The organism is Arthrobacter echini, from assembly GCF_008107445.1.
GTDB classification, from domain to species: domain Bacteria; phylum Actinomycetota; class Actinomycetes; order Actinomycetales; family Micrococcaceae; genus Arthrobacter_D; species Arthrobacter_D echini_A.
Map to the genome: position 1 here is coordinate 416,818 of NZ_VSLD01000003.1, position 24,804 is coordinate 441,621.

Genomic DNA, 24,804 nt, shown 5'->3' on the forward strand with positions numbered 1-24,804 from the left:
AATGTGGCCAAGGTCCGCGTACATGAACTCGCAAAAGAGCTCGGTATAACCTCGAAAGACGCAGTTGCGAAACTGCAGGAACTGGGCGAATTCGTCCGTTCAGCCTCATCCACCATCGAAGCGCCCGTCGTGAAGAAGCTTCGCGGCGCATTCCCCGACGCCGTGGCCAAGCCGGCCACCGCTCCGGCGCGGCCGGCCGCGCCGGCACCGTCCGGTCCCAAGCCGGGCGCTGCCCAGGCCACCCCGGAAGCACCCGCTCCGGAGACGCCCGCGGCGCCCTCACCGGCTCCCGCGGCACCCTCGCCGGCGGCACCGCCCGCGGCCGAGGCGACACCGCAGGCCTCACCCTTCTCCGGTGGCTCAGGTGCGGAAGCCCCTGCAGCCGAGACGCCCGCGCCGCAGGCACAGGGCGACCAGGATTCGGGCAACCGGCCCGGACCCCGTCCGGCCACCCCGCCCGCGGCGCCGTCAGCAGCGACCCGGCCCTCGGGCGCCCGCCCCGGCGGTGCACCGCGTCCGGGGAACAACCCCTTCGCACCCTCGCAGGGAATGGGATCCCGTCGCGGCGACACCGATCGTGGTGCCGACCGCGGCGCCGATCGCCCACCGCGTCCGGGGAACAACCCCTTCGCACCCTCGCAGGGCATGCCCCGTCCCGGCCGACGTGACGACACGCAGCAGCGCCCGGCCGCCGGAGCGGGCGGACCCCGTCCGGCCGCAGGTGCGGGTGGGCCCCGCCCCGGAGCACCCCGTCCCGGGGCTCCGCGTCCCGGTACACCCGGCTCGCGTCCCACTCCCGGCATGATGCCGAATCGCACCGAGCGTCCGGCGGCGCCGGGCCGCGGAGCGCCCGGTGCAGGAGCCGGTCCACGCCGTGGGCCCGGTGGAGCCCCCAACAGCCCGAGCGGCGCACCGGCCGGTGGCGGCTTCGGCAAGGGCGGCCGCGGACGCGGCGGTACCGCCGGAGCCTTCGGCAAGGGTGGCGCCGGTCGCGGCAAGCAGCGCAAGTCGAAGCGGGCGAAGCGGCAGGAACTGGAGCAGATGTCGGCTCCTTCGCTGGGTGGCGTGAGCGTACCCCGCGGAGACGGCAGCTCGACGGTGCGCCTGCGCCGCGGCTCGTCCATCACGGACTTCGCCGACAAGATCGAGGCCAACCCGGCCGCACTGGTCACCGTGCTGTTCCACCTCGGTGAGATGGCCACGGCGACCCAGTCGCTGGACGAGGAGACCTTCGAGGTGCTCGGCACCGAACTCGGCTACAAGATCCAGGTGGTCTCGCCCGAGGACGAGGAGCGCGAGCTCCTGAGCAGCTTCGACATCGACTTCGATGCCGAGCTCGAGGCCGAGGGCGACGATCAGCTCGAGGCCCGTCCGCCGGTGGTCACGGTCATGGGACACGTGGACCACGGCAAGACCCGCCTGCTCGATGCAGTGCGCAACACCAAGGTGGTCGAGGGCGAGCACGGAGGCATCACCCAGCACATCGGTGCCTACCAGATCCAGCACGTCCACGAGGACACCACGCGTGCCATCACCTTCATCGACACCCCGGGCCACGAGGCGTTCACCGCGATGCGTGCCCGTGGTGCGAAGGTCACGGACATCGCGGTGCTCGTGGTGGCTGCCGACGACGGCGTCATGCCGCAGACGGTCGAGGCGCTGAACCACGCCCAGGCCGCCAACGTGCCGATCGTCGTCGCCGTCAACAAGATGGACAAGGAAGGCGCGAACCCGGACAAGGTCAAGGGCCAGCTCACCGAGTACGGCCTGGTTCCCGAGGAGTACGGCGGCGACACGATGTTCGTGCACGTCTCCGCACTCCAGGGGATGGGCATCGACGAGCTCCTCGAAGCCGTGCTGCTCACGGCCGATGCAGCGCTGGACATGCGGGCGAACCCGAACAAGGACGCCCGCGGCATCGCGATCGAGGCCAATCTGGACCGCGGCCGCGGCGCAGTGGCCACGGTGCTCGTCCAGTCCGGGACACTCAATGTCGGGGACACCATCGTCGCGGGTACGGCCCACGGCCGGGTGCGTGCGATGTTCGACGAGAACGGCGACGTGGTCACCACGGCAGGGCCCTCGCGCCCCGTCCAGGTGCTGGGTCTGTCCAACGTGCCCCGAGCCGGCGACACGTTCTTCGTCACCGACGACGAGCGCACCGGACGCCAGATCGCCGAGAAGCGTGAGGCGGCGGACCGCAATGCGGCCCTCGCCAAGCGTCGCAAGCGCATCAGCCTCGAGGACTTCGACCAGGCCGTCGCCGACGGCAAGGTGGATACCCTCAACCTCATCCTCAAGGGTGACGTCTCCGGTGCCGTCGAGGCACTCGAGGACTCGCTCCTCAAGATCGACGTCGGCGAGGGCGTGCAGCTGCGCGTCATCCACCGCGGGGTCGGGGCGATCACGCAGAACGACGTCAACCTGGCGACGGTGGACAACGCGATCATCATCGGCTTCAACGTGAAGCCGGCCGAGCGCGTGGCGGATCTCGCCGAGCGCGAGGGCGTGGACATGCGCTTCTACTCGGTCATCTACGCCGCGATCGACGACATCGAGCTGGCTCTCAAGGGCATGCTCAAGCCGGAGTACGAGGAGGTGCAGCTCGGTACCGCTGAGGTACGCGAGGTGTTCAGGTCCTCGAAGGTCGGCAACATCGCCGGCTCGATCGTCCGCTCCGGGATCATCCGGCGAAATTCCAGGGCCCGTGTCCTCCGCGACGGCAAGGTGGTCGGGGACAATCTCTCCGTCGACTCGCTCAAGCGTTTCAAGGACGATGCCACCGAGGTCCGCACGGACTTCGAGTGCGGTATCGGCCTGGGCTCGTTCAACGACGTCAAGGAAGGCGACACCATCGAGACCTTCGAGATGCGGGAGAAGCCCCGCGCGTAGTACCTCGGTCGGAACAGGCGCCCCGGAGCACGGGGCGCCTGTTCCTGTCGGACCCCCGGACCCCCCAGCAGGGTCCGACCACCTTCGTGTCAGTAGGAGAAAGACCCATGGCAGATCCGGCCCGCGCCGCGCGGCTCGCGCAGCGCATCAAAGTCATCGTCGCCGAAGCACTGCGGCGCCGTGTGAAGGATCCACGACTCGAAGCCGTGACCATCACGGATTCCCGCGTGACCAACGACCTGCAGCACGCCACCCTCTACTACACGGTGCTGGGTGACCCGGCCGAGCAGCAGGCCACGAGGATGGCCCTCGAATCAGCGCGCGGTGTGCTGCGGTCCGAGGTGGGCCGGAACATCACGGCGCGCCTGACACCGACCCTCGAATTCGTCCCGGACGAGGTGCCGGTCAATGCGAGTCATCTGGAGGAACTCCTGCAGCGGGCCCGTGAGCGCGACGCCGAAGTGGCGGAGATCGCCCAGGGCGCCGACTTCGCGGGGGACGCCGATCCGTACCGGACCGCCGACGAGGCGGACCGCTAGAGAAGCGGACGGTCCACCTGAACGGGCAGGGGAAGCGGACCGGATGGTCCGCTTCCCCTTCTCGCTGCTACGCGGTTCTCAGGAGGGCCCAGGCGAACGCGGCAGCCGTGAGAGGCCCTCGACGAGATCGTCGGTCCTGCCGCAGAGTGCGATCCTGACCCACCCCTCGCCCATCGCGCCGAAAGCCGTGCCCGGAGCGAGCGCCACCCCACGCTCCGCGAGGAAGGACCTCGTCCAGGCCCGCACGTCCCCGCCCGTCGCGTGCGATACATCGGCCCACAGGTAGAAGGCTCCCTTCGCGTCGAGGGAGGCGATCCCCAGGCCGCCCAGCACGTCCGTGGCGGCGTCGCGGTTGCGGCGGTAGTGCGCCAGGGCCTCGGAGACGTAGTCCTGGGGTCCGCGCAGGGCGGCAAGGCCCGCGTACTGCGACGCCGCCGAGACGCACGAGACCGTCGCCTCCATGATGTTGGCGAGCAGGGTCTCCATGCCGGGCGGCGTGATGAGTGCGCCGATCCGCAGACCCGTCAGACCGTAGGTCTTGGACAGCGTGAGCGAGGTGAACACCCGGGCTTCCCCTGCCTCGTCGACGGCTTCGGGGCCACCGGCGTCGAACCGTGCGGGGCTCACGTGCGGGACGTCGTAGGTGAAGGCCTCGTAGCACTCGTCAGAGATGACCCAGAGGTCGTTCTGGTGGGCGAATCTCACGAGGTCCCGCGTCAGGTCGTGGTCGAAGACCGAGCCGAGCGGGTTCGAGGGCGAATTGAGCATCAGCACCCGGGTGCGGGGCGTGACGAGCCGTTGCAGTTCCTCGATCCGGGGCTGGAAACCGTGCTCCGGTGAGAGCGCGTACGGCACGGGCACACCATTGAGCAGACCGACGGTCATGGCGAAGGTGGGATATCCGGGGTCCGGGACGAGGACCTCGTCACCGGGGGCTATGAGGGTACTCAGCGCCAGGTGCAGGCCCTGCTGCGCGCCTGCGACGACGAAGGCGCGGTGAGGTTCCTCCGCCACCCCGGAGAGCTGCGAGAAGCGCTCGGCGAAGGCGGCCCTGACCTCCGCGATCCCCGCGTTCGGCGTGTAGTCCGTGTCGTCCCTGTCGAGTGCGGCGATGCCTGCTTCGAGTACGTGCCGCGCCACGGGGAAGGCCGGCTCACCGATACTGAGGACGATCGAGTGGGGCAGGGCCCAGGCGGCCTGCGTGATCTCGCGGATCTGGTTGACGGGGACATTCACCACGTGGGCTGGAGCGGAGGGCATAGCCCAGATCGTATCGCGCGGGCGCCCGCGCGGCTGCTGCCCGGATGGGCCCGTTCGGCGCGGGGGACAGGGTGGCGGACCATATACTGGGAGGCGTGAATTCCGGGCAGGTCCACTCAGGACTGATTATCGTGGACAAGCCTCAGGGCTGGACCAGCCACGACGTGGTGGGACGGCTGCGTCGGCTCGCCGGCACCCGCAAGGTGGGACACGCGGGGACCCTCGATCCGATGGCCACCGGTGTCCTGGTGATCGGGATCAATCGTGCCACCCGGCTCCTGACCTTCATCGTGGGCACGACCAAGACCTACACGGCGACGATCCGGCTCGGCCAGTCCACCCTTACCGACGACGCCGAGGGTGAGGTCACCGGCGGGAGCATCGCCGCCGCCGTCACCGAGCAGGAGATCCACACAGCAGCCGCCGCACTGACGGGTGACATCCAGCAGGTGCCGAGCAGCGTCAGCGCCATCAAGGTCAAGGGAGAGAGATCCTATGCCCGGGTCCGTGCGGGTCAGGAGGTCGATCTCCCTGCGCGCGCCGTCACGGTGCACCGATTCGAGATCCACGCCATCCAGCGCGTCAGCAATGGCCGGATGCAGGATGTCGAGGTCACCGTGGAGTGCAGTTCCGGAACCTACATCCGCGCCCTGGCCCGGGATCTGGGCGAGGCCCTCGGCGTCGGCGGCCACCTGACAGCGCTGCGCCGCACGCGGGTGGGGCCCTACCCGATCGAGCAGGCGCGCACGCTCGACCAGCTCGCGGAGTCCCTCGAGCTCCTCCCGCTCGACGACGCCGGGCGCGCCCTGTTCCCCGTCCGGGAACTCACCGACTCAGAGGCTGCCGACGTCTCGCACGGGCGCAGGATCGGCCCCAGCGAGGCACCCGACCCCGTGGCGGCCTACGCACCGGACGGCACCCTCGTGGCGCTGCTGGAGAATCGTGCCGACTCGGCGCGGACCGTTCTCGTCTTCGCGCCCGGCGGGAGCTGAGCGTGGATCCGTTCTTCGTCATAGGCGTCCTGGTCTGTGTGCTGTCGGCCGTGCTCTGTGTCGGAGCCGCGCTGCTGCGCCAGCCACCCAACGACATCACGATCCTCTCCGTCGCTGCGGTGGAGCTGTTCCTGCTGGCCTACGCCGTGGGTGCGGCCGTCCGGCAGCTCACCGGAGAGCCCGTCCTCGGGGAGCCCTGGGAGTTCTGGGGCTATCTGCTGACCGCACTCGTGGTCCCCGTCGCGGCGTTCTGGTGGTCGATCCTCGACAAGACGCGATGGAGCAACATCGTCCTCGCCGCGGCCGGTCTGACCGTCTTCGTCATGCTCTTCAGGATGCAGCAGATATGGGAAGGGGTGGCCGGGCTGTGAGCAGCAGGAAGCGCACCGACGGCGCGGACCGTCCCGGCTCCGCGGAGATCGGCCTCGACGGGCTGCCCTCGAGCCGCGCCAAGGGGCCAGGGCGCCTCTTGATCGCGGTCTACGGGATCTTCGCCCTCGCCACGACCGCGCGGGCGGGATTCCAGATCGCGACCAAGTTCGCCGAGGCGCCCGTGGCCTATCTCCTCTCCGCTCTCGCGGCCGTCGTCTATGTCGTCGCCACGGTCTCCCTCGCCCGCCCGGGTGCGCGCGCCTACGCCGTGTCCTTCATCGCCGTGAGCCTCGAACTCGTGGGGGTCCTCACCGTGGGCGCCCTGAGCATCTTCGACGCGCAGGCGTTCCCGAGCGATACGGTGTGGTCGGCCTTCGGCCGGGGGTACGGCTTCGTGCCCCTCGTCCTGCCCGTGCTCGGGCTGCTCTGGCTGCGTCGCACCCGGCCGGGCCGGGACGGCCCGTGAGAGTATGACGCTGGAACACCATCCGCCCGGCCCCTTTGGAGCGACATGACGAGCACGAGCCCCGAGAACCACGATGCCTCCCCGGCCGGTCGCCCGGCGGCCACGGGCTCCGGCAGCGGAGCCGGCCGCAGCGCCGGTAGCGCGACGCCCGGTAGCACGCCGCCGGTCACCGCCAGGGACGCCCGCAAGGACGCGGGACGAAGCAGCGCCACCAACCCGAAGAAGGCGGGGGTGGACGCCTCCGGCACACCCGGCGACCGCAGTGCCGGCAAGGGCGGGGCAAAGGACCGGGGGAGTGACTGGAGTGTCTTCCGCACCGTCGTGATCCTGGTCGGGCTCGTCCTCGCCGGCTTCGGCGCGTACTACCTGATCCTCGGATCGGCAGGTCTGCCCGACACGGAGACCTGTGTGGTGAACCCGACGCTCGAGAGCCAGTTCCGCTTCTTCTCGGCCATGATGATCGGCGTGGGAGCGGCGTTCATCACCATAGCGGTGAAGTTCCAGTGGGCCAACATGCTGTGGCTCGTCTGCCTCATGGTGTTCATCGGTGGTATTGGCCGGGTACTGTCCTGGGCCTTCTCGGGCACACCGAACTACATCATGATCATCCTGATGGTCGTGGAACTGGCCTTCCCGCCTGCGCTCCTGGTGTGGCACAAGTTCATCGCCAAGACCAGCGAGCTGCGCCGCGAGTTCGACGAGCGCGCCTGATCATCGTGCCGCCGGCGGCGCTCCGGTCACAGCCCGCCGGTCGCAGCCTGCGTGCGCTGCGCCGGTGACCGCCGCGCCGCGCCTTTCGGCCATAATGGGAGCGGCGACCCTGCAGGAGGGCTCGTGGCGTCGTCGACCGATCCTGAAGGAGCTGTGTGTATTACTGGAGAGATCTGGGCGAGGTGCCCGAGGATTTCGGGCCGTCCGTCCTGACCCTCGGTAACTTCGACGGCGTGCATCGAGGCCACCAGCAGGTGCTGCAGCAGGTCCTCGATGCGGCACGGGAGCGTTCCGCCGCCGCCGTCGTGGTGTCCTTCGACCCGCACCCTGCCCAGGTGCACCGTCCGGAGTCCGCGCCGGAGCTGATCATGGGGCTCGAGGACCGGGTGGAGATGCTCGCCGATGCCGGGATCGACGCCCTGCTGATGATGCACTACACGCTGGAGTTCGCTGCGAACTCGCCGGAGGACTTCGTGGAGCAGGTCTTCGTCCGCGCACTGGGGGCCAAGGCCGTGGTCGTGGGCCATGATGTCCGCTTCGGCCGGGGGAACAGCGGGGATCTCGACACGATGCGCGAGCTCGGCGCGAAGCTCGGGTTCGAGGTCATCGCGATCGAGGACTTCGGAGCGAGCTATCCGCTGCGGTCCACGGATGCCGACGGGGACCGGCGCTGCTCGTCCACCTGGGTGCGGGAGGCCCTGGAGACTGGCGACGTCGAGACCGCCGGTCGTGTCCTCGGGCGCGAGCACCGCATGCGAGGCGAAGTGGTGCACGGCGCGGCGCGGGGTCGCGAGCTCGGCTATCCGACGGCGAATCTTGCCCCCTCCTCGCAGGGCTTCATCCCCGCGGACGGCATCTACGCCGGATGGCTCATCGACGAGTCCGGGGTCCGCTGGCCCGCGGCCATCTCCGTCGGCTCCAATCCCACCTTCGAGGGCGTCTCGCGCCAGGTCGAGGCCCACGTCATCAACCGTCCGCCCGAGCGTGTCCAGGACTTCGATCTCTACGGGCAGTCCGTGGTGGTCGAATTCCTGCACCGGTTGCGCGGCCAGGTGACCTACCGGGGACCCGAGGCGCTGATCGAGCAGATGAAGCTCGACGTGGGCCAGGCCCGCACGCTGCTCTCGGCGCAGCCTCACGCCCTGCTTTCGACAGAACAGCGGGCCGAAGGCTAAACTGGGCTTTGATCCGGCTGCAGTCCGTGGTGGCTGGATTTTTTCGTGCACGCACGCACGTGCTGCACGGTTCATGCTCACGGTACAACCCCAGGAGTTACTCGTGGCCCTTGACGCCGCCATCAAGCAGGACATCATCAAGCAGTACGCCCTCGCCGAAGGCGACACCGGATCGCCCGAGGTACAGATCGCCATGCTGTCCCGCCGCATCCTCGACCTGACCGAGCATCTGAAGATGCACAAGCACGACCACCACACACGTCGTGGTCTGCTGCTCCTCGTCGGTCGCCGTCGTCGTCTGCTGGACTACCTGCGCGACACCGACATCACGCGCTACCGTACGCTCATCGAGCGTCTCGGCCTGCGCCGCTAGCTGACACACGAAGGCGGCGTCCCCGGATGGGGAGCCGCCTTCTGTCACGCATCGAAGAACCTGCCCGAGCAGGTTCGTACCGCATAACAGGAGCCAGCCGGCACCGCGCATCCGCGGTCCTCGGTAGTGATCTCCGGAGCCTCGCACTGGGAGCTCCGTGGATCTCCATCGAAGACCAGGTGCAGTGGTGGGTCCATGAGGGACACACCATGACGGGTGCCGATTGCCTCCGCTACTAGGAAACGGAGGTGACTCTCAATGGAGGGTCCCGAAATCCAGTTCGCCGAAGCAGTGATCGACAACGGTCGCTTCGGAACACGCACCATCCGCTTCGAAGCAGGGCGTCTCGCCCAGCAGGCCGCCGGCTCCGCCATGGTCTACATCGACGAGGACACAGCGCTGCTCTCCGCCACCACGGCCGGCAAGCACCCGCGCGAGGGCTTCGACTTCTTCCCGCTGACGGTCGACGTCGAGGAGCGCATGTACGCCGCAGGGCGCATCCCGGGCTCGTTCTTCCGTCGCGAGGGCCGTCCCTCCACGGAGGCCATCCTGGCCTGCCGTCTCATGGACCGCCCGCTCCGCCCCGCTTTCGTGAAGGGGCTGCGCAACGAGGTCCAGGTCGTGGTGACCATCCTCGCCATCAACCCCGACGTGCGCTACGACGTCGTCGCCATCAACGCGGCGTCCATGTCCACGCAGCTCTCCGGTCTGCCCTTCTCCGGCCCCATCGGCGGCGTCCGCGTGGCCCTCGTCTCCGACGGCAGCGGCAACGACCAGTGGATCGCCTTCCCGAAGCACTCCGAGCTCGAGAACTCCGTGTTCGACATGGTGGTGGCCGGACGCGTCACCGGGGACGACGTCGCCATCATGATGGTCGAGGCCGAGGCCACCGACAACTCCTGGAACCTCATCAAGGAGAACGGCGCCACTGCTCCCACCGAGGAGATCGTGGCCGACGGCCTCGAGGCGGCCAAGCCCTTCATCCGCGCACTGTGTGATGCACAGTCGGATCTGGCGGGACGCGCAGCCAAGCCCACGGTCGAGTTCCCCGTGTTCCTCGACTACCAGGACGACGTCTACGCGGCTGTCGAGTCCGCCGGCTCCGACAAGCTCACCCAGGTCTTCCAGATCGCCGACAAGCAGGAGCGCGAGAGCGCATCCGACGCGCTGAAGGCCGAGCTCATGGAGAGCCTCGGCGGCCAGTTCGAGGGACGCGAGAAGGAGCTGTCCGCAGCTTTCCGCTCGCTCACCAAGGCCGTGGTCCGCCAGCGCATCCTCAAGGACCAGGTCCGGATCGACGGTCGCGGCCTGAGTGACATCCGCCAGCTCACGGCCGAGGTCGAGGTGCTGCCCCGCGTCCACGGGTCGGCGATCTTCGAGCGCGGCGAGACCCAGATCATGGGTGTCACCACGCTGAACATGCTCAAGATGGAGCAGCAGATCGACTCGCTGTCGCCCGTCACGCGCAAGCGCTACATGCACAACTACAACTTCCCGCCCTACTCCACCGGTGAGACCGGCCGCGTCGGTTCGCCGAAGCGCCGCGAGATCGGTCACGGAGCACTGGCAGAGCGCGCCCTCGTGCCCGTCCTGCCGACGCGCGAGGAGTTCCCCTACGCGATCCGCCAGGTGTCCGAGGCGCTGAGCTCCAACGGCTCCACCTCGATGGGTTCGGTCTGCGCGTCGACGCTGTCCCTGCTCAATGCCGGTGTGCCACTGCGTGCGCCCGTTGCGGGCATCGCCATGGGCCTCGTGTCCGACGTCGTGGACGGCCAGACGCGCTACGCGGCGCTGACGGACATCCTCGGTGCCGAGGACGCTTTCGGCGACATGGACTTCAAGGTTGCGGGGACCTCCGAGTTCGTCACGGCCATCCAGCTGGACACCAAGCTCGACGGCATCCCCGCCTCGGTGCTCGCAGCGGCGCTGAAGCAGGCCCGCGAGGCCCGCCTGCACATTCTCGGCGTGCTGCAGGCCGCGATCGACACCCCGGACGAACTCTCCGAGTTCGCTCCGCGGATCATCTCGGTGCGTATCCCCGTGGACAAGATCGGCGAGGTCATCGGCCCGAAGGGCAAGATGATCAACCAGATCCAGGAGGACACCGGAGCGGACATTTCGATCGAGGACGACGGCACCGTGCTGATCGGCGCGACGAACGGCGAGTCGGCCGAAGCCGCGCGCGCCGCCGTCAACGCGATCGCCAACCCGCAGGTCCCCGAGATCGGTGAGCGCTACCTGGGCACGGTCGTCAAGACCACGACCTTCGGCGCCTTCGTCTCCCTGACCCCGGGCAAGGACGGACTGCTGCACATCTCCGAGCTGCGCAAGCTCGCCGGTGGCAAGCGTGTCGACAACGTCGACGAGGTCGTCTCCGTGGGCCAGAAGGTCCAGGTGGAGATCACCAAGATCGACGACCGCGGAAAGCTCTCCCTCTCGCCCGTCGTGGCGGATGTCGCCGACGACGAGGCCGGGACCGAGCTGCCCGAAGCCGTCGGCGCAGAGAGCTGATCGAAGCTGTACCGCTCCTGCTGAGCACTGGACGGCCCCGGCGCACACCGGTCCTTCGGGATCGCGCCGGGGCCGTCCGCCTTTTTCCGAACCCTCAAGAAAGATCGGCATGTCCCTGTCCTCGGTCGTCTCCCTGCCCCTGCAACCCACGCCACGCCCGAGCGGTGACGGCAGTGACCCCACCTTCGTCTCCGGTGATCCGAGCGGCAATGTGGTGCGGCGCAGCGTCCTGCCCGGAGGCGTGAGGGTGCTCACCGAGGCCATGCCGGGCCAGCGCTCGGCCACCATCGGATTCTGGGTCGGTGTGGGCTCCCGCGACGAGGCGGAGGGTGAGCACGGCTCCACCCACTTCCTGGAGCACCTGTTGTTCAAGGGCACCTCACGGCGCAGCGCCATGGACATCGCCTCCGCCTTCGACGAGGTGGGGGGAGAGTCCAACGCGGCCACCGCCAAGGAGAACACCTGCTACTACGCCCGGGTACTGGACACCGACCTGCCGATGGCCATCGACGTCATCGCGGACATGGTCACCTCGGCAGTGCTCGACCCCGAGGAACTCGAGCAGGAGCGCGACGTCATCCTCGAGGAGATCGCGATGGACAGCGACGACCCCGCGGACGTCGCCCACGAGAAGTTCGTGGAGCTCGTCCTGGGCGACCACAGTCTCGGCCGGCCGATCGGGGGCACCCCGGACGCCATCCAGGCGGTTCCGCGGGAGGCAGTGCTGGCGCACTACCGGCGCTACTACAAGCCCGGGGAACTGGTCATCACGGCCGCGGGTGGACTGGACCACGACGTGGTCTGCCGATTGGTGCAGCGCGCCCTCGAGAGCGCGGGATGGGAGCTCGAGGACGGCGCCGTGCCGGTTCGGCGTCGCCTGGCGCAACCTGTCGCGGTCCGCGGTGTGTCCGGCACGCACGTGATCCGCAGGGCCGTGGAGCAGTCGAACATCCTCGTCGGCTGCCCGTCGCTGACGGCGACGGACGAGCGCAGATTCGCGATGAGCGTGCTCAACGCCGTCCTGGGTGGGGGGATGTCCTCACGACTGTTCCAGGAGATCCGCGAGAAGCGCGGCCTGGTCTACGCCACCTATTCCTTCTCGGCCGCCTACGCCGACACCGGTTACTTCGGCATGTATGCGGGGTGCTCGCCGGCCAAGACCGGCCAGGTGATCGAGCTGCTGGGCAGCGAACTGGACCGGCTGGCAGCGGACGGCATCGACGCGGAGGAGCTGCGCAAGGCCGTGGGCCAGCTCTCCGGAGGGCTCGTCATGGCGCTCGAGGACAGCAGTTCCCGGATGTCCCGTCTCGGGAGGTCGGAGCTGGTGTCCGGCGAGTTCGCCGACATGGACGTCTCCCTGGAGCGCATCCGCGCGGTCACGGCTGAGGACGTGCAGTCACTCGCCCGTGAGCTCGCGGCCGCGCCCAGGACCACCGTCGTCGTCGGGCCGTTCGATTCGGCCGAGGACTTCTCAGCAGGCGCCTAGGCCGAAGCCGCCAGGGCCCGGCGTCCAGGGTTCTCGGCCGGGCTGTCCTCGGCCGGGCCGGTCAAGTGGCGTCCGTCCCGAGGAGACCGAGGACTCCGGGACCGGCGATCTCGTCGGTCCCGATCGGTCTGCCCGACACCGCGAGGAGAAGAGCGATGCCGGATCCGCGCACCTCGGGTCCGCTCCCGTGATCGAAGGGTGTATCGGAGGCGATCAGGCGATACCCCTGCGCCATCTCCTTGCCACCGCCGATTCTGACGCTCGTTCTCAGGCGCGCCTGATCCCGTCGGCGTTGGCCCGGTCGACGTCGAACCGCGCCGCCAGCATCCCGCGCATGAAGCCCCGTCGGGTGGTCCTGGCCGAATCGACGAGGTGCGCGAGGACATCGTGGATGTCCCAGCCGGGACACAGCGAGGCAGTGTTCCACCCAGCCGCGTCGAGTACCGCCAGGTCATCGATCAGGGCCTGGCGCTCGGCGTGGACCGCGGCCCAGGTCTCAGCTTTCGTCACAGGTGCCATAGTGCTTCGTACCTCAACCTGACCCGGCATGTCGCCGGGGCGAGGGTAGGCCCTGCCCTGACCCGGTCACGTCAGTCCTCGCTGTGGAGGACGCGCGGCCGGGCACTGAGCAGTTCCAGCTCGGGACGTGCCGCGACGTGGCGCTCCACACGGTCCAGGACATCCACCACGTGCTGCCGGTCCGCTCCCACCAGGCCCGCTCCTACGACGGCCCGGCGGTGCAGCTCCTGATGGCCCACCTCGGCGACGGAGATGTCGAACGTCCTGCGCAGATCTGCTATCAGCGGGCGGACCACCGACCGCTTGCCCTTCAGTGAATGGACGTCGCCGAGCAGGAGGTCGAATTCCACGAAACCGATCCACACCTCGGTCTCCCTTCTCGCTCAGGAGCACGGCCTGAGATGCGGGCTCGGGCTCGGTTATCCGCCCGCGAAGGGCGGAAGGATGTCGAGGACGTCGTCGGCCTGCAGTACCGTCCCATGGTCCCGCAGGGCCACCTCGTTGAGCAGGAAACTGCTCCGGTCCAGGACCTTGCCCAGCGGTGGGAGTCCGGCGACGGCCGTCCTGCTTCGCAGGTCCTCGAGCACGGCCCCCAGCTCGCGCCCGGCGGCAATGCGTTCCTCGTCGACTCCGGAGGCCGCACGAGCCGCCCCGAAATACCTCACCAGCACCTCAGCCACCGATGGCACTCATCGATCGATCGGGCTGTACGAAGTCTGCCGCGCCGAGGCCGGTGTGATCCATACCGTGGGCGCGGGGCTTCAGCCACATCGCGTCGCGCCAGCGCTGCGCCACGGCGTCGTCGCCCGCCTCGGACCGCAGCAGGTCCCGCAGGTCCGTCTCCTCCCGGGAGAACAGGCAGCTCATGATCTTGCCCTCCGCGGTGACGCGCGTGCGGCGGCAGTCGGCGCAGAAGGGCTCCGTGACGGAGGCGATGATGCCCACGGTGCCGAGGACGACGTCGGGCGCCTCCTTCGAGCGGACCTCCCAGCGCTCCGCGGGCGCGCCGTCGCGGTTGCGGGGATCCGGGGTGAGGACGAAGCGCGTCTCGACGAGGGCGCGCATCTCGGCTGCCGTCACCATGCCCTCCTTCGTCCAGCCGTGGTCGGCGTCGAGGGGCATCTGCTCGATGAAGCGCAGCTCGAAGCCGCGGGCCACGGCCCACTCCACGAGATCGGGTGCCTCGTGATCGTTGATGCCGCGCATGAGGACGGCGTTGATCTTGACCAGTCCCAGTCCGGCCGCAGCCGCCGCCTCGATGCCCTTCAGCACCCGGTCCAGGAAGGGGCGCCGGGTGAGCTGGGCGAAGGTCTCGGGGTGCAGCGAGTCCATGGACACGTTGATCCGCGTGAGCCCCGCCTCCTTCAGCTGCACGGCGCGGCGGTCCAGCCCCAGCGCGTTCGTGGTCATGGAGATGGGCAGCTCCGGATGATTCGCGCGGATGTCGCGGATGATGTCCAGCAGGTCCGCGCGGACGAGCGGTTCGCCACCGGTGAGCCTCAGCTCCCGGATGCCCAGATCGTCGACGCCGATGCGGACCAGGCGCACGATCTCCTTGCGGGACAGCACGGCGTCCTTCTGCAGCCAGTTCAGGCCCTCGGCGGGCATGCAGTAGGTGCAGCGGAGATTGCATTTGTCGGTGAGGGACAGGCGCATGTCGGTGGCCTGTCGGCCGTGGGTGTCCAGCAGGCCCGTCGTCGCGGATCGGCCGGCAACACTCGGCATTCCCAGGTGTGTTCCCATGGCTCGAGCCTACGCCCTCGGGCCCCCGGAGGGCGCACCAGGCTGCGGCAGAGGAGCCTGTGGGACGGACCACGGAACGCCCTGCCCCCGGCGCTCGTGTAAGGGTCGGGTCGTTCCCCGCGAGCTCCGACGAAGGGTCGTGGTCGGGGGCGCGGCCGGGAAGGCGCGGATGATGCGGACCACCACCTGGGCAGCCGTGTCCGGCGCTCTCGCCGTCGCGCTGGGCGTGATCGGGGGAGAGCTGACCGCGGCCGCGGTGAGTCCGTCGGTGTCACCCGTGAGCGCCGTGGGGTCGTTCGTGATCGATGTGCTGCCCCCCGGCGTCAAGGACTGGGCCATCGCCTGGTTCGGTACAGCGGACAAGACCGTGTTCCTTCTCACCATCGCCGTACTGATCCTCGTGCTGGCCCTCGCCGCGGGCGTGCTCGAACACCGGCGGCCCTTCGCGGGGCGCGCGGTGGTTCTCGCCTTCGGTGTACTCGGCGCCCTCGCTGTCGCATCCCGGCCGCAGGCCTCGCTCGTGTCCTTCGTGGCGCCTGTCACCGCCGCCCTCGTGGCGATCCTCGTGCTCCGGGCGCTCCTCCGGTCCCTGGACAGGTGGACGCGTGAGCCCGGGAGCGATCAGGTGGGCCCGGCCCCCGCACGACGGCGATTCCTCCAGGGGGCCGGGGGCGCCGTCGTCGTCGTCGCGGCCACGGGTGCTGCGGCCTCGGTCGTGCGCTCCGGCCAGTCCACGGTGACCCGGCAGCGCTCCGCGATCACCCTCCCGGCACCGGTCGGCTCCACGCCGCCGGCGGAGGGCTCCTTCGTGCCCGACGGCGCCGTCCTCGACGTCGAGGGCATCAGCCGGCTCGTGACACCCAACGACGACTTCTACCGCATCGACACCGCCCTCGTGGTACCCGTGGTCGACGCCGCCGGGTGGTCGCTGAAGGTCACAGGCCTCGTGGACCGCGACGTGGAGATCACCTTCGACGAGCTGCTCGCGCTGCCGCTGGTGGAACGCCATGTCACCCTGGCGTGCGTGTCCAATACCGTGGGCGGGGATCTCACGGGGACCGCACGATGGCTGGGCTGGCCGGTCAGGGACCTCCTCGCCCGGGCAGGTGTCCGCCCGGGTGCCGACATGGTCCTCTCGCGCAGCGTGGACGGCTTCACCGCCGGCACACCGCTCGATGCGCTGACCGACGACCGCGATGCGCTCCTGGCCGTCGGGATGAACGGCGAGCCCCTGCCGGTGGAGCACGGCTTCCCCGTCCGCCTGGTGGTCCCCGGGCTCTACGGCTTCGTCTCCGCGACCAAGTGGGTCACCGAGCTGGAGGTCACGCGTTTCGCCGACGCCTCCGCGTACTGGTCCACGCGCGGCTGGTCGACGCGCGGACCGGTGAAGACGTCCTCGCGCATCGACGTGCCCCGTTCCGGCCGAGATCTCCCGGCGGGCGACGTCGTGGTGGCAGGCGTCGCCTGGGCCCAGCACACAGGGATCGGGCGCGTCGAGGTGAGGGTGGACGGCGGCCCCTGGCAGGCAGCGACCCTCGCCACGCCCGTCTCCGCGGACACCTGGGTGCAGTACAGGGCCACGCTGCCGCTGGAGGCAGGTTCCCACACGGTGCAGTCGCGGGCGATCGACCGGGACGGGGGCGTCCAGTCGGCTGCCGACGTCGCTCCCGCGCCCAACGGGTCCGAGGGCCTGCACACGGTATCGTTCACGGTGACCTAGACCCCCGCGACCACCGTCGTGCAGGACGCAGTCCGCAGACCCCGCACGAGAGGCAGTGATGAGAAGAACCGTCGTCGAACACCGTGCCGCCATCGCCGGACTGCTCAGGTGGAGCAGCGGGTACCACGACGACGCGGCGGAGGTCCTCCCGCTCGGAGAGGCGCTCGGGCGGGCGCTGGCCGGGGACGTCCGAGCCCCGGTGAGCCTGCCCCCCTTCGACAACTCCCAGATGGACGGCTACGCGGTGCGCGCGGAGGATCTCGCGGAGCCGGTCACGCTGACGGTGACGGACGCCATCGCCGCCGGATCGGGGTCCTCCCGGCTCGAGTCCGGAACCGCCGCCCCCATCATGACCGGCGCCATGCTGCCCGACGGGGCAGCCGCCGTCGTCCCGATCGAGCGCGCCGTGCCCGCGCAGTTCTACTCCGCGGCCGAGCTGGCCGACGGGCACGCGCAGGTGCAGCTCCCCGGAGGCAGCACGGACGGGCAGTACGTGCGGCGTGCGGGCAGCGACATCGCGGCGGGGGAGACCGCGCTGGAGGCCGGGACACTCCTCGGACCTTCGCAGCTGGGACTGCTCGCCGCCTGCGGGGTGGACGCCGTCCCCGTGCGCCCCCGTTTCCGCGTCCTGCTGCTGTCCACCGGTGACGAGGTCGCCGAACCGGGAGCGGCGCTCCTCCCCGGCCGGATCTACGACGCCAACACCACACTGCTGGAGTCGGCGCTGGTGGAGGCCGGCGCCGACGTCACCCGCCACAGACTGCTCGGCGACGACCCCGCCGTGCTGCGGGAGGCCTTCGCGGCCATCACCGCGGGCAGCACCCACCTCGTCCTGAGCACCGGAGGGATCAGCCAGGGTGCGTACGAGGTGGTCAAGCAGGCGCTGGCCGACAGCAGCGTGGAATTCTCCTCCGTCGCCATGCAGCCCGGAGGCCCCCAGGCCCACGGCACCATCTCGGGCATCCCCTTCCTGGGCTTCCCCGGCAACCCGGTCAGCGCCATCGTCTCCTTCGAGATGTTCCTCCGCCCGGCCCTGCACCAGCTGACCGGCCTTCCCGCACCGCGGCCCGTCCTGGAGGCGATCCTCGTGGAGGACGTCCGCAGCCCGGAGGCCAAGCACCAGCTGAGGCGTGGGCTCTACCGCGAGGGCAGGGTGGCCCTGGTGGGAGGCCCTGATTCACATCTGCTCCATGCGCTCTCGAGGTCGAACTGCCTCGTGCACCTGCCCGAGGGGGTCTCCGCGGTGCGGGAGGGGGAGCGTGTGGAGATCACCCTGATCGGCCCCGTACCGGGCGATCCCTTCGCCGTGGTCGACGTGCTCGTCACCGAGAGCGTCGGTACGGGGTGAGTGCCGCGGGAACATCATCGATCGACCAGGACTGCAGAGAAGGATGCCATGAGTGAATCTCCCCCCTCCGTCGAGGGGCTGTCCCACGTCCGGGCCGACGGCACGGCCCACATGGTGGATGTCTCCGGGAAGCAGGCGACCACCCGGGAGGCCGTCGCCGAGGCGACGCTCGAGACCACCGCCGACGTCGTCGCCCTCGTCGCCGACGGGCAGCTGCCCAAGGGCGATGCCCTCGCCGTGGCCCGGGTGGCCGGCATCATGGCGGCCAAGCAGACCTCCACGCTGATCCCGCTGTGCCACCCGCTGCCGCTGTCCAAGGTCACCGTGGACTTCGAACCGGCCGGCGGCAGCATCCGCGTGGTCGCGCTCGTCAGGACGACGGCGCTGACCGGCGTGGAGATGGAAGCGCTGACCGCCGCCTCGGTGGCCGCACTGACGCTCTACGACATGATCAAGGCGGTGGACAAGCGTGCCGTGATCAACGGCACGCGGGTCCTCGCGAAGTCCGGCGGCAAGAGCGGGGACTGGACCGTATGACGACCCTTCGACCCGCAGCCGTGGTCATCGCGTCCACCCGCGCGGCCGCCGGCACCTATCAGGACGAGTGCGGCCCGATCATCGCGGCCTGGCTCTACGAGCATGACTTCGCCGTCGGCACCGCCGTCGTGGTTGCCGACGGCGACCCCGTGGGCACCGCGATCGGCGCCGCACTCGAGGACCGTCCCGCCGTGCTGATCACCAGTGGGGGAACAGGTCTCAGTCCCGACGACACGACCCCGGAGCAGACCCTGCCGTACCTGACCCGCAGTCTGCCGGGCGTCATGGAGGCCGTCCGCGGCGCCGGAGCCGGGAAGATCCCCACCGCCGTCCTCAGCCGTGGTCTGGCCGGCAGCGCGGGCTCCACGTTCGTCATCAATCTGCCCGGCTCCCCGGGCGGCGTGCGCGACGGGCTCGCCGTGCTCTCACCCCTCATCGACCACATCTGCTCCCAACTGGAGGGCCACAATGACCACCGGTGAAGTCGTCCACGCCGCCGTCGCCGCTGAGGCGATCACCCCCGAGGAGGCGCATACCGGCGTCGACTCGCCGCACTGCGGCGCCATCGTGGGCTTCAGCGGCGTCGTCCGGGACCACGACGGCGGCCGCGGCGTGACGTCGCTCAGCTACTCCGCGCACCCGAGCGCCGAACGGGTCATCCGCGAGGTGGCCGAGGAGATCGCGAGCAGGCACGACGGCATCCGGATCTGGGTGGCGCACCGGGTGGGACCGCTGGCCATCGGGGACCAGGCGCTGGTCGCCGCGGTCGGGGCAGCACACCGCGGGGAGGCCTTCAGGGCCTGCTCCGATCTCGTGGACCTCGTCAAGGAGCGCGTACCCGTCTGGAAGGAGCAGTTCTTCTCGGACGGCACCGTCGAATGGGTGGGTATCGGACAGTAGGCTGGAGGCATGACCGAACTGATGCCCGTCGGCGTGCTGGGTGCACGCGGACGCATGGGCGCCGCGGCCGTCGCCGCGATCCGGGCCGCACCCGGGCTGGAACTCGTCGCAGCGCTCGGCAGCAGTGACCCGCTCGACCCGCTGGTATCTGCCGGAGCCCGTGTGGTCGTCGATCTCACGGTCCCCGACGCGACGTACGACAACGTGGTGTTCGCCGTCCGGCACGGGATGCACGCCGTGGTGGGGACCACCGGGTGGACGCCGGAGCGGCTGGAGCAGCTCTCGGCGGTCCTCGTCGAAGCGCCCGGCACCGGGGTGCTGATCGCCCCGAACTTCGCCCTCGGCTCCGTGCTCGCCACGGCCTTCGCGGCTACGGCGGCGCGGTACTTCGAGTCCGTGGAGATCGTCGAGCTGCATCACCCGGACAAGATCGACGCACCGTCGGGCACGGCGGCACGCACCGCACGGCTCGTCGCCGCAGCACGCAGCGCAGCCGGTGTGCCGGAGGCACCCGACGCCACGCGGGACCCGCTCGACGGCGCGCGCGGGGCCACGATCGACGGTATCCCGGTGCACTCCGTGCGGCTGCGCGGACTCACGGCGCACCAGGAGGTGCTGCTCGGCAGTCCCGGTGAGCTGCTGACGCTCCGGCACGATTCCTTCGATCACGCCTCCTTCATGCCCGGTGTGCTGCTCGGTATCCGCTCCGTGGCGGAGCATCCCGGGCTCACGGTGGGACTCGACGGCTATCTGGACCTGCAGACCGGCGCCGCGTCGTGAAACTCCTGGAGTTCTACCGGGAGCACAGCGTGAAGCTCGGTGTGCTGCTCGTGACCGCGCTGCTCGTCTTCTGGCTCGTCATCGCCTTCCAGCGCAGTTTCCTGCTGCTCGGCGATCCGGAGCCCGTGGCGAAGGCGATCGGTGCGGGCTATCTGCTGCTGCCGTGCATCGGCGCCTGGGCCATGATCCGTGAACTGCTGTTCGGCGCCCGGACGCAGCGCATGGCGAGGCAGCTCGAGAGCGAGGGCGGCCTGCCCGTCGACGACCTGCCGAGGACGCCGGCCGGGCGGATCGTCCGGTCCGCGGCGGACGCGGCGTTCCCCGCGTACCAGGCCGAGGTCGAGGCCGACCCGGAGAGCTGGCGAGGCCGCTTCAGGCTCTCGTGCGCGTACGACGTCGCGGGGGACCGCAAGCGCGCCCGGCAGGCGATGCGCGACGCCGCTCGGCTGTACCGGGAGCACGGCGAGGGATCCGCGGCCTGAGACCGGCGCGGGACCGCCCCTAGCGCTGGCGCTCGATGACGCCCTCGCGTGCAGCTCCCGCAGCTCCCGAGGTGAGGAGCTCCAGCGGTCCGCGGGAGTTCAGGCGGCGGAAGAGGATGCCGACGCCGACCGCGACGAGGATCTGCACCCAGAGCAGCAGCAGCGGATCGGGCAGCTGCTCCAGCTGGTCGGCGACACTCATGGCGGCGACGTGCAGGCTGTAGAGGGTCAGCGTCATGGCACCCGGCGCCGAGAGTGGCAGCAGGACCTGCGGGAATCTACGGGTCAGCAGGAGGCACAGACCCACGACGGCTGCCGCGCACCCCGCCACGTGCACCAGATCCGGCGGCGTCCCCGCGTGGGGCGCGCTCACCGCGAGCCACCACCAGGACCCCGACTGGTCCACGCCGCCGAGCCCCACGTCGAGCATCGCCTCCAGCGGGTACCTGCTCCCGTCCGGCGTCTGCAGCAGGGCCGCCAGTCCGCCGCCCGGTCCGAGCAGTTGCGCGCTGACGAGCTTCGCGCCGACGGCAGCGGCGACACCGCCACCGACGAGCGCCAGCTGGACACCCAGGCGGGCCAGCTCGAGCCGCCCGATCATCATGCCCACGAGCACCAGTCCGAGCCACTGCAGCACCGGGTAGTACCCGGTGAGGAAGATGTCGGCGGCCAGCGTCTGCGGAACGAGGAAATGCTCGAAGACCGGATTGTCGCCGAGGGCGGGTGGGTCGACGGTGGCGGACACCGGGGGCCGCAGCAGGTACGCCACGACCGGTGACAGGAGCAACCAGGCCGCAGCCCAGCCGGCGAGCGCTCCGGCCCGCAGGCCTGTGAAGGGCAGGGCGACCAGGAACAGGACGCCGTAATGGAAGAGGATGATCGCGATGTTCGTCTCGAGACCGCCGAGCGCGAGACCGATGCAGGCGATGATCAGGGCGCGGACGAGGATGCCCCTCCGGTCCGCGGACAGGGTCCGGTCGCGGTGGGGAGTGCTGCCGCCGGTGAGCAGTGCCAGGCCGATACCGGCGACCACGGCGAAGAGGGCCGAGGCGCGGCCCGCGAACAGCAGTGCCGTCCAGGTCGCCTCGACGGTCCCCGGGACGTACAGGGGAAGCACGTGCGTGCTCATCATGCCGAAGAGCGCCACCCCGCGGGCAGCATCGATCCCGGTCAGCCGCCGGGAAGCGGGCATCGTGTGCATCCAGCCATGGTCCCACAGGGGCCTGCGCGCCCGATCCGACGCGCGCGCCACCGCCGTCGCCGTCGATACCCCCGATGCCGCCACCCGCTGCCCCACGCGGCTCGCACCGCCGAGGAGTCCGAACGGGTAATCTCGTTTTCATGGCTGACACCCCCTCGCGCTCCCTTCCGTTCGGCTCACTCGTGACCGCCATGGTCACCCCGTTCACCGCCGACGGCGCCGTGGACCTCGACACCACGGCGGCCCTGGCCGCGAAGCTCGTCGATGACGGGTGCGACGCGCTGGTGGTCTCGGGAACCACGGGGGAGACCTCCACGCTCGAGGACTCCGAGAAGGAGGACCTCTACCGCGTTGTCGTGGAGACGGTGGGGGACCGCGCTCGGGTCATCGCCGGAACGGGGACGAACCACACCTCGCACTCGGTCGAGATGGCACGGCGCGCCCAGCGGGCCGGGGCACACGCACAGCTCGTCGTGACGCCGTACTACAACAAGCCCTCCCAATCGGGTGTCGTGGCACACTTCGAGGCGATCGCCGCGGCGACCGAGCTGCCGATCATGATCTACGACATCCCGGGCCGGTCGGCTATCCCGATCGCCACCGAGACGATGCTGCGCCTGGCCGAGAACCCGAGGATCGGCGCGCTCAAGGACGCCAAGGCTGACTTCGCGGCCGTCACCCGCGTCCTCGCCTCCACCGATCTCCACGTGTACTCGGGCGACGACGGTCTCACCCTTCCCTGGATGGCCGCGGGGGCCGTCGGTGTGGTCAGCGTCAGCGCACACGTGGCCACCGCCGCCTTCCGGTCCCTTGTCGACGCCGCGACCCGCGGCGACATGGTGGAGGCCCGGCGGATCCACTTCGAGCTCGACCCGGTGGTCCGCGCCGTCATGACCCACATCCCCGGAGCCGTCTCCACCAAGCGGATCCTGCAGCTGACGGGAGTGCTGCCGAACGCCGTCGTGCGCCTGCCCCTCGTGGAGCCCACGGAGGCCGAACTGGCACCGGTGCTCGCCGACCTGGCGGAGGCAGGCTGGGACCTCGCCGGCACGGGACAGCGCGCGTGAGCCGCGCGGACGCCCGCGCGTCCCTGCCGCTCGGCCCGCCCCCGGAGCTCGCGCCGGGCACCCTGCGGATCGTCCCGCTGGGCGGCCTCGGGGAGATCGGGCGCAACATGGCGGTCTTCGAGATCGACGGCAAACTGCTGATCGTCGACTGCGGCGTCCTCTTCCCCGAGGTGACCCAGCCCGGGGTGGACGTGATCCTGCCCGATTTCTCCTTCATCGAGGACCGGATGGACGACGTCGTGGGGCTGGTCCTCACGCACGGTCACGAGGACCACATCGGTGCGGTGCCCTATCTCCTCCGGCACAGGCCGGACCTCCCCGTCATCGGCTCCCAGCTGACCCTCGCGCTCGTCGAGGCGAAGCTCCAGGAGCACCGCATCCGGCCGTACACGCTCACGGTGACGGAGGGCCAGATCGAGCAGTTCGGGCCGTTCGAATGCGAGTTCGTGGCGGTCAACCACTCCATCCCGGATGCACTGGCGGTCTTCGTCCGCACCCGGGCGGGCACCGTGCTCCACACGGGCGACTTCAAGCTGGACCAGCTGCCGCTGGACGGCCGCATCACCGACCTGCGGGCCTTCGCGCGCCTCGGCGAGGAGGGTGTGGACCTGCTCATGGTCGACTCGACGAACGCCGACGTGCCCGGCTTCACCACCGGCGAACGTGAGATCGGCCCGGTCCTCGAGTCCCTGTTCGGCCAGGTCCGCAAGCGGATCATCGTCGCCTCCTTCTCCTCGCACGTGCATCGGGTCCAGCAGGTCCTCGACGCCGCTGCCGCCCACGAGCGCTTCGTGTGCTTCGCCGGTCGGTCGATGGTGCGGAACATGGCCATCGCCGCGAAACTGGGTTACCTGAAGGTGCCGGACGGCATCCTGGTGGACATCAAGAACGTGGACGAGCTGCCGGACGACCGTGTGGTCCTGATGTCCACCGGCTCGCAGGGCGAACCGATGGCGGCGCTCTCGCGCATGGCCGCCGGTGAGCACCGCATCACCGTCGGTACGGGGGACACCGTGATCCTCGCCTCGTCGCTGATCCCGGGGAACGAGAACGCGGTCTACCGCGTCATCAACGGGCTGCTCAAACTCGGTGCCGACGTGATCCACAAGGGCAACGCGAAGGTGCACGTGTCCGGGCACGCGGCGGCCGGCGAGCTGCTCTACTGCTACAACATCCTCCGGCCGAGATACGTCATGCCGGTGCACGGGGAGACCCGTCACCTCATCGCCAACGGGAGGCTCGCGCAGCAGACCGGCGTACCGGCGTCGAATGTGCTGCTCACCGAGGACGGCTCAGTGATCGACCTGGTGGACGGCACGGCCGGGATCGTCGGCACCGTGGAGTGCGGCTACGTCTACGTGGACGGGGCGAGCGTCGGTGAGATCACCGATGCGGATCTGCTCGACCGGAGGATCCTCGGCGAGGAGGGTTTCATCTCGATCATCACGGTGGTGGATCGGACCACCGGCAAGATCGTCTCGGGCCCCGACATCCACGCCCGCGGTTTCGCCGAGGACGATGCAGTCTTCGACGAGATCAAGCCCGCGATCAGTGCGGGTCTCGAGGAGGCCGTGACGGCCGACGCCGACCACACCGTCCACCAGCTGCAGCAGGTGGTCCGGCGCATCATCGGGACCTGGGTCAACCGCCGCTATCGCAGGCGCCCCATGATCATCCCCGTGGTCCTCGAGGCCTGATCCGCACGCCCCGGAGCTGCTGGATCGCGGGCC

The 24,804-nt window shown here is 69.9% G+C and carries 26 protein-coding genes; 19 read left to right on the top strand and 7 right to left on the bottom strand.

Annotated elements, in window-relative coordinates; translation table 11 throughout:
- Positions 1 to 3 precede the first annotated feature (3 nt).
- Both infB and rbfA read left to right on the top strand, forming a co-directional pair.
- Positions 4 to 2,892 carry a translation initiation factor IF-2 gene (infB, locus tag FQ377_RS08910; RefSeq protein WP_148600882.1) on the top strand — a complete coding sequence of 963 codons (2,889 nt, stop codon included), beginning with the start codon at positions 4 to 6 and terminating at the stop codon, positions 2,890 to 2,892.
- Positions 2,893 to 2,999: 107 nt separating this feature from the next.
- Positions 3,000 to 3,431 carry a 30S ribosome-binding factor RbfA gene (gene rbfA / locus FQ377_RS08915; RefSeq protein ID WP_148600883.1) on the top strand — a complete coding sequence of 144 codons (432 nt, stop codon included), beginning with the start codon at positions 3,000 to 3,002 and terminating at the stop codon, positions 3,429 to 3,431.
- Positions 3,432 to 3,509: 78 nt separating this feature from the next.
- Here rbfA and FQ377_RS08920 read toward each other — a convergent pair whose 3' ends face one another.
- On the bottom strand, positions 3,510 to 4,691 hold the full coding sequence (locus FQ377_RS08920; protein WP_148600884.1) for a pyridoxal phosphate-dependent aminotransferase: 1,182 nt from the start codon (positions 4,689 to 4,691) through the stop codon (positions 3,510 to 3,512).
- Positions 4,692 to 4,735: 44 nt separating this feature from the next.
- Here FQ377_RS08920 and truB point away from each other — a divergent pair, with 44 nt between their 5' ends.
- The 8 genes from truB (at position 4,736) to FQ377_RS08960 (ending at position 12,777) form a co-directional block, all read left to right on the top strand.
- Positions 4,736 to 5,683 carry a tRNA pseudouridine(55) synthase TruB gene (truB, locus tag FQ377_RS08925; RefSeq protein WP_148600885.1) on the top strand — a complete coding sequence of 316 codons (948 nt, stop codon included), beginning with the start codon at positions 4,736 to 4,738 and terminating at the stop codon, positions 5,681 to 5,683.
- Between the two features lie 2 nt (positions 5,684 to 5,685).
- Positions 5,686 to 6,054 (top strand): hypothetical protein, encoded by a 369-nt coding sequence (locus tag FQ377_RS08930; RefSeq protein ID WP_148600886.1) that lies wholly within the window; start codon positions 5,686 to 5,688, stop codon positions 6,052 to 6,054.
- Between the two features lie 47 nt (positions 6,055 to 6,101).
- A complete protein-coding gene (locus FQ377_RS08935; RefSeq protein WP_148600982.1) occupies positions 6,102 to 6,521 on the top strand; it encodes a hypothetical protein in 420 nt (139 codons plus the stop codon).
- Positions 6,522 to 6,566: 45 nt separating this feature from the next.
- A complete protein-coding gene (locus FQ377_RS08940; RefSeq protein ID WP_148600887.1) occupies positions 6,567 to 7,232 on the top strand; it encodes a DUF4345 domain-containing protein in 666 nt (221 codons plus the stop codon).
- A gap of 155 nt (positions 7,233 to 7,387) precedes the next feature.
- Complete coding sequence (locus tag FQ377_RS08945; RefSeq protein ID WP_148600888.1) at positions 7,388 to 8,407, top strand: bifunctional riboflavin kinase/FAD synthetase; 1,020 nt, start codon at positions 7,388 to 7,390, stop codon at positions 8,405 to 8,407.
- Between the two features lie 103 nt (positions 8,408 to 8,510).
- Positions 8,511 to 8,780: a 30S ribosomal protein S15 gene (gene rpsO / locus FQ377_RS08950; protein WP_136452925.1), complete on the top strand. Its 270-nt coding sequence runs from the start codon at positions 8,511 to 8,513 to the stop codon at positions 8,778 to 8,780.
- A gap of 258 nt (positions 8,781 to 9,038) precedes the next feature.
- Positions 9,039 to 11,291 (top strand): polyribonucleotide nucleotidyltransferase, encoded by a 2,253-nt coding sequence (locus FQ377_RS08955; RefSeq protein ID WP_148600889.1) that lies wholly within the window; start codon positions 9,039 to 9,041, stop codon positions 11,289 to 11,291.
- A gap of 109 nt (positions 11,292 to 11,400) precedes the next feature.
- Positions 11,401 to 12,777: a M16 family metallopeptidase gene (locus FQ377_RS08960; protein ID WP_148600890.1), complete on the top strand. Its 1,377-nt coding sequence runs from the start codon at positions 11,401 to 11,403 to the stop codon at positions 12,775 to 12,777.
- Between the two features lie 61 nt (positions 12,778 to 12,838).
- On the opposite strand, the gene FQ377_RS15230 is transcribed toward FQ377_RS08960, so the two are convergent.
- The 5 genes from FQ377_RS15230 to moaA form a co-directional block, all read right to left on the bottom strand.
- Positions 12,839 to 13,012: a hypothetical protein gene (locus FQ377_RS15230; protein WP_316245918.1), complete on the bottom strand. Its 174-nt coding sequence runs from the start codon at positions 13,010 to 13,012 to the stop codon at positions 12,839 to 12,841.
- Between the two features lie 32 nt (positions 13,013 to 13,044).
- Complete coding sequence (locus FQ377_RS15235; protein ID WP_316245919.1) at positions 13,045 to 13,287, bottom strand: maleylpyruvate isomerase family mycothiol-dependent enzyme; 243 nt, start codon at positions 13,285 to 13,287, stop codon at positions 13,045 to 13,047.
- Between the two features lie 80 nt (positions 13,288 to 13,367).
- A complete protein-coding gene (locus FQ377_RS08970; RefSeq protein ID WP_148600891.1) occupies positions 13,368 to 13,661 on the bottom strand; it encodes a DUF503 domain-containing protein in 294 nt (97 codons plus the stop codon).
- Between the two features lie 54 nt (positions 13,662 to 13,715).
- Complete coding sequence (locus tag FQ377_RS08975) at positions 13,716 to 13,967, bottom strand: MoaD/ThiS family protein (RefSeq protein ID WP_148600983.1); 252 nt, start codon at positions 13,965 to 13,967, stop codon at positions 13,716 to 13,718.
- A 1-nt stretch (position 13,968) separates the two neighbouring features.
- On the bottom strand, positions 13,969 to 15,039 hold the full coding sequence (moaA, locus tag FQ377_RS08980) for a GTP 3',8-cyclase MoaA (RefSeq protein WP_148600892.1): 1,071 nt from the start codon (positions 15,037 to 15,039) through the stop codon (positions 13,969 to 13,971).
- 169 nt (positions 15,040 to 15,208) lie between these two features.
- Between moaA and FQ377_RS08985 the strand changes: the two genes are divergently transcribed.
- The 7 genes from FQ377_RS08985 to FQ377_RS09015 are packed head-to-tail and all read left to right on the top strand — an operon-like array spanning position 15,209 to position 20,806.
- Positions 15,209 to 16,759, top strand: a complete 1,551-nt coding sequence (locus FQ377_RS08985) for a molybdopterin-dependent oxidoreductase (RefSeq protein ID WP_316245920.1) — start codon at positions 15,209 to 15,211, stop codon at positions 16,757 to 16,759.
- 58 nt (positions 16,760 to 16,817) lie between these two features.
- Positions 16,818 to 18,107: a molybdopterin molybdotransferase MoeA gene (locus FQ377_RS08990; protein WP_148600893.1), complete on the top strand. Its 1,290-nt coding sequence runs from the start codon at positions 16,818 to 16,820 to the stop codon at positions 18,105 to 18,107.
- A gap of 48 nt (positions 18,108 to 18,155) precedes the next feature.
- Positions 18,156 to 18,644 (top strand): cyclic pyranopterin monophosphate synthase MoaC, encoded by a 489-nt coding sequence (gene moaC, locus FQ377_RS08995; protein ID WP_148600894.1) that lies wholly within the window; start codon positions 18,156 to 18,158, stop codon positions 18,642 to 18,644.
- The gene (locus tag FQ377_RS09000) at positions 18,641 to 19,126 is read left to right on the top strand and encodes a MogA/MoaB family molybdenum cofactor biosynthesis protein (protein WP_148600895.1); all 486 of its coding nucleotides are present in this window, start codon (positions 18,641 to 18,643) and stop codon (positions 19,124 to 19,126) included. The genes moaC and FQ377_RS09000 overlap by 4 nt, the downstream gene beginning before the upstream one ends.
- Positions 19,113 to 19,544, top strand: a complete 432-nt coding sequence (locus tag FQ377_RS09005) for a molybdenum cofactor biosynthesis protein MoaE (RefSeq protein ID WP_148600896.1) — start codon at positions 19,113 to 19,115, stop codon at positions 19,542 to 19,544. Before FQ377_RS09000 ends, FQ377_RS09005 begins: the two co-directional genes overlap by 14 nt.
- A 9-nt stretch (positions 19,545 to 19,553) precedes the next feature.
- A complete protein-coding gene (gene dapB / locus FQ377_RS09010) occupies positions 19,554 to 20,324 on the top strand; it encodes a 4-hydroxy-tetrahydrodipicolinate reductase (RefSeq protein ID WP_148600897.1) in 771 nt (256 codons plus the stop codon).
- Positions 20,321 to 20,806: a hypothetical protein gene (locus tag FQ377_RS09015; protein ID WP_148600898.1), complete on the top strand. Its 486-nt coding sequence runs from the start codon at positions 20,321 to 20,323 to the stop codon at positions 20,804 to 20,806. The genes dapB and FQ377_RS09015 overlap by 4 nt, the downstream gene beginning before the upstream one ends.
- A 19-nt stretch (positions 20,807 to 20,825) precedes the next feature.
- Here FQ377_RS09015 and FQ377_RS09020 read toward each other — a convergent pair whose 3' ends face one another.
- Positions 20,826 to 22,007, bottom strand: a complete 1,182-nt coding sequence (locus tag FQ377_RS09020) for a heparan-alpha-glucosaminide N-acetyltransferase domain-containing protein (protein ID WP_148600899.1) — start codon at positions 22,005 to 22,007, stop codon at positions 20,826 to 20,828.
- 140 nt (positions 22,008 to 22,147) lie between these two features.
- Between FQ377_RS09020 and dapA the strand changes: the two genes are divergently transcribed.
- Together dapA and FQ377_RS09030 are read left to right on the top strand one after the other, a co-directional pair.
- A complete protein-coding gene (gene dapA, locus FQ377_RS09025) occupies positions 22,148 to 23,074 on the top strand; it encodes a 4-hydroxy-tetrahydrodipicolinate synthase (protein WP_148600900.1) in 927 nt (308 codons plus the stop codon).
- Positions 23,071 to 24,771, top strand: a complete 1,701-nt coding sequence (locus FQ377_RS09030; protein WP_148600901.1) for a ribonuclease J — start codon at positions 23,071 to 23,073, stop codon at positions 24,769 to 24,771. Before dapA ends, FQ377_RS09030 begins: the two co-directional genes overlap by 4 nt.
- Positions 24,772 to 24,804: the final 33 nt, after the last annotated feature.

Bases quoted from the DNA above. Each gene is read 5' to 3' on its own strand.
- FQ377_RS08955 (WP_148600889.1), top strand. From the start codon at position 9,039: ATGGAGGGTCCCGAAATCCAGTTCGCCGAAGCAGTGATCGACAACGGT.
- FQ377_RS15230 (WP_316245918.1), bottom strand. From the start codon at position 13,012: ATGGCGCAGGGGTATCGCCTGATCGCCTCCGATACACCCTTCGATCAC.
- FQ377_RS08920 (WP_148600884.1), bottom strand. From the start codon at position 4,691: ATGCCCTCCGCTCCAGCCCACGTGGTGAATGTCCCCGTCAACCAGATC.
- truB (WP_148600885.1), top strand. From the start codon at position 4,736: ATGGGCCCGTTCGGCGCGGGGGACAGGGTGGCGGACCATATACTGGGA.
- moaC (WP_148600894.1), top strand. From the start codon at position 18,156: ATGAGTGAATCTCCCCCCTCCGTCGAGGGGCTGTCCCACGTCCGGGCC.
- FQ377_RS08940 (WP_148600887.1), top strand. From the start codon at position 6,567: ATGACGAGCACGAGCCCCGAGAACCACGATGCCTCCCCGGCCGGTCGC.
- FQ377_RS09000 (WP_148600895.1), top strand. From the start codon at position 18,641: ATGACGACCCTTCGACCCGCAGCCGTGGTCATCGCGTCCACCCGCGCG.
- FQ377_RS08985 (WP_316245920.1), top strand. From the start codon at position 15,209: ATGATGCGGACCACCACCTGGGCAGCCGTGTCCGGCGCTCTCGCCGTC.
- rbfA (WP_148600883.1), top strand. From the start codon at position 3,000: ATGGCAGATCCGGCCCGCGCCGCGCGGCTCGCGCAGCGCATCAAAGTC.
- dapA (WP_148600900.1), top strand. From the start codon at position 22,148: ATGGCTGACACCCCCTCGCGCTCCCTTCCGTTCGGCTCACTCGTGACC.
- FQ377_RS09005 (WP_148600896.1), top strand. From the start codon at position 19,113: ATGACCACCGGTGAAGTCGTCCACGCCGCCGTCGCCGCTGAGGCGATC.
- FQ377_RS08960 (WP_148600890.1), top strand. From the start codon at position 11,401: ATGTCCCTGTCCTCGGTCGTCTCCCTGCCCCTGCAACCCACGCCACGC.
- FQ377_RS08990 (WP_148600893.1), top strand. From the start codon at position 16,818: ATGAGAAGAACCGTCGTCGAACACCGTGCCGCCATCGCCGGACTGCTC.
- FQ377_RS09020 (WP_148600899.1), bottom strand. From the start codon at position 22,007: ATGCACACGATGCCCGCTTCCCGGCGGCTGACCGGGATCGATGCTGCC.
- moaA (WP_148600892.1), bottom strand. From the start codon at position 15,039: ATGGGAACACACCTGGGAATGCCGAGTGTTGCCGGCCGATCCGCGACG.
- dapB (WP_148600897.1), top strand. From the start codon at position 19,554: ATGACCGAACTGATGCCCGTCGGCGTGCTGGGTGCACGCGGACGCATG.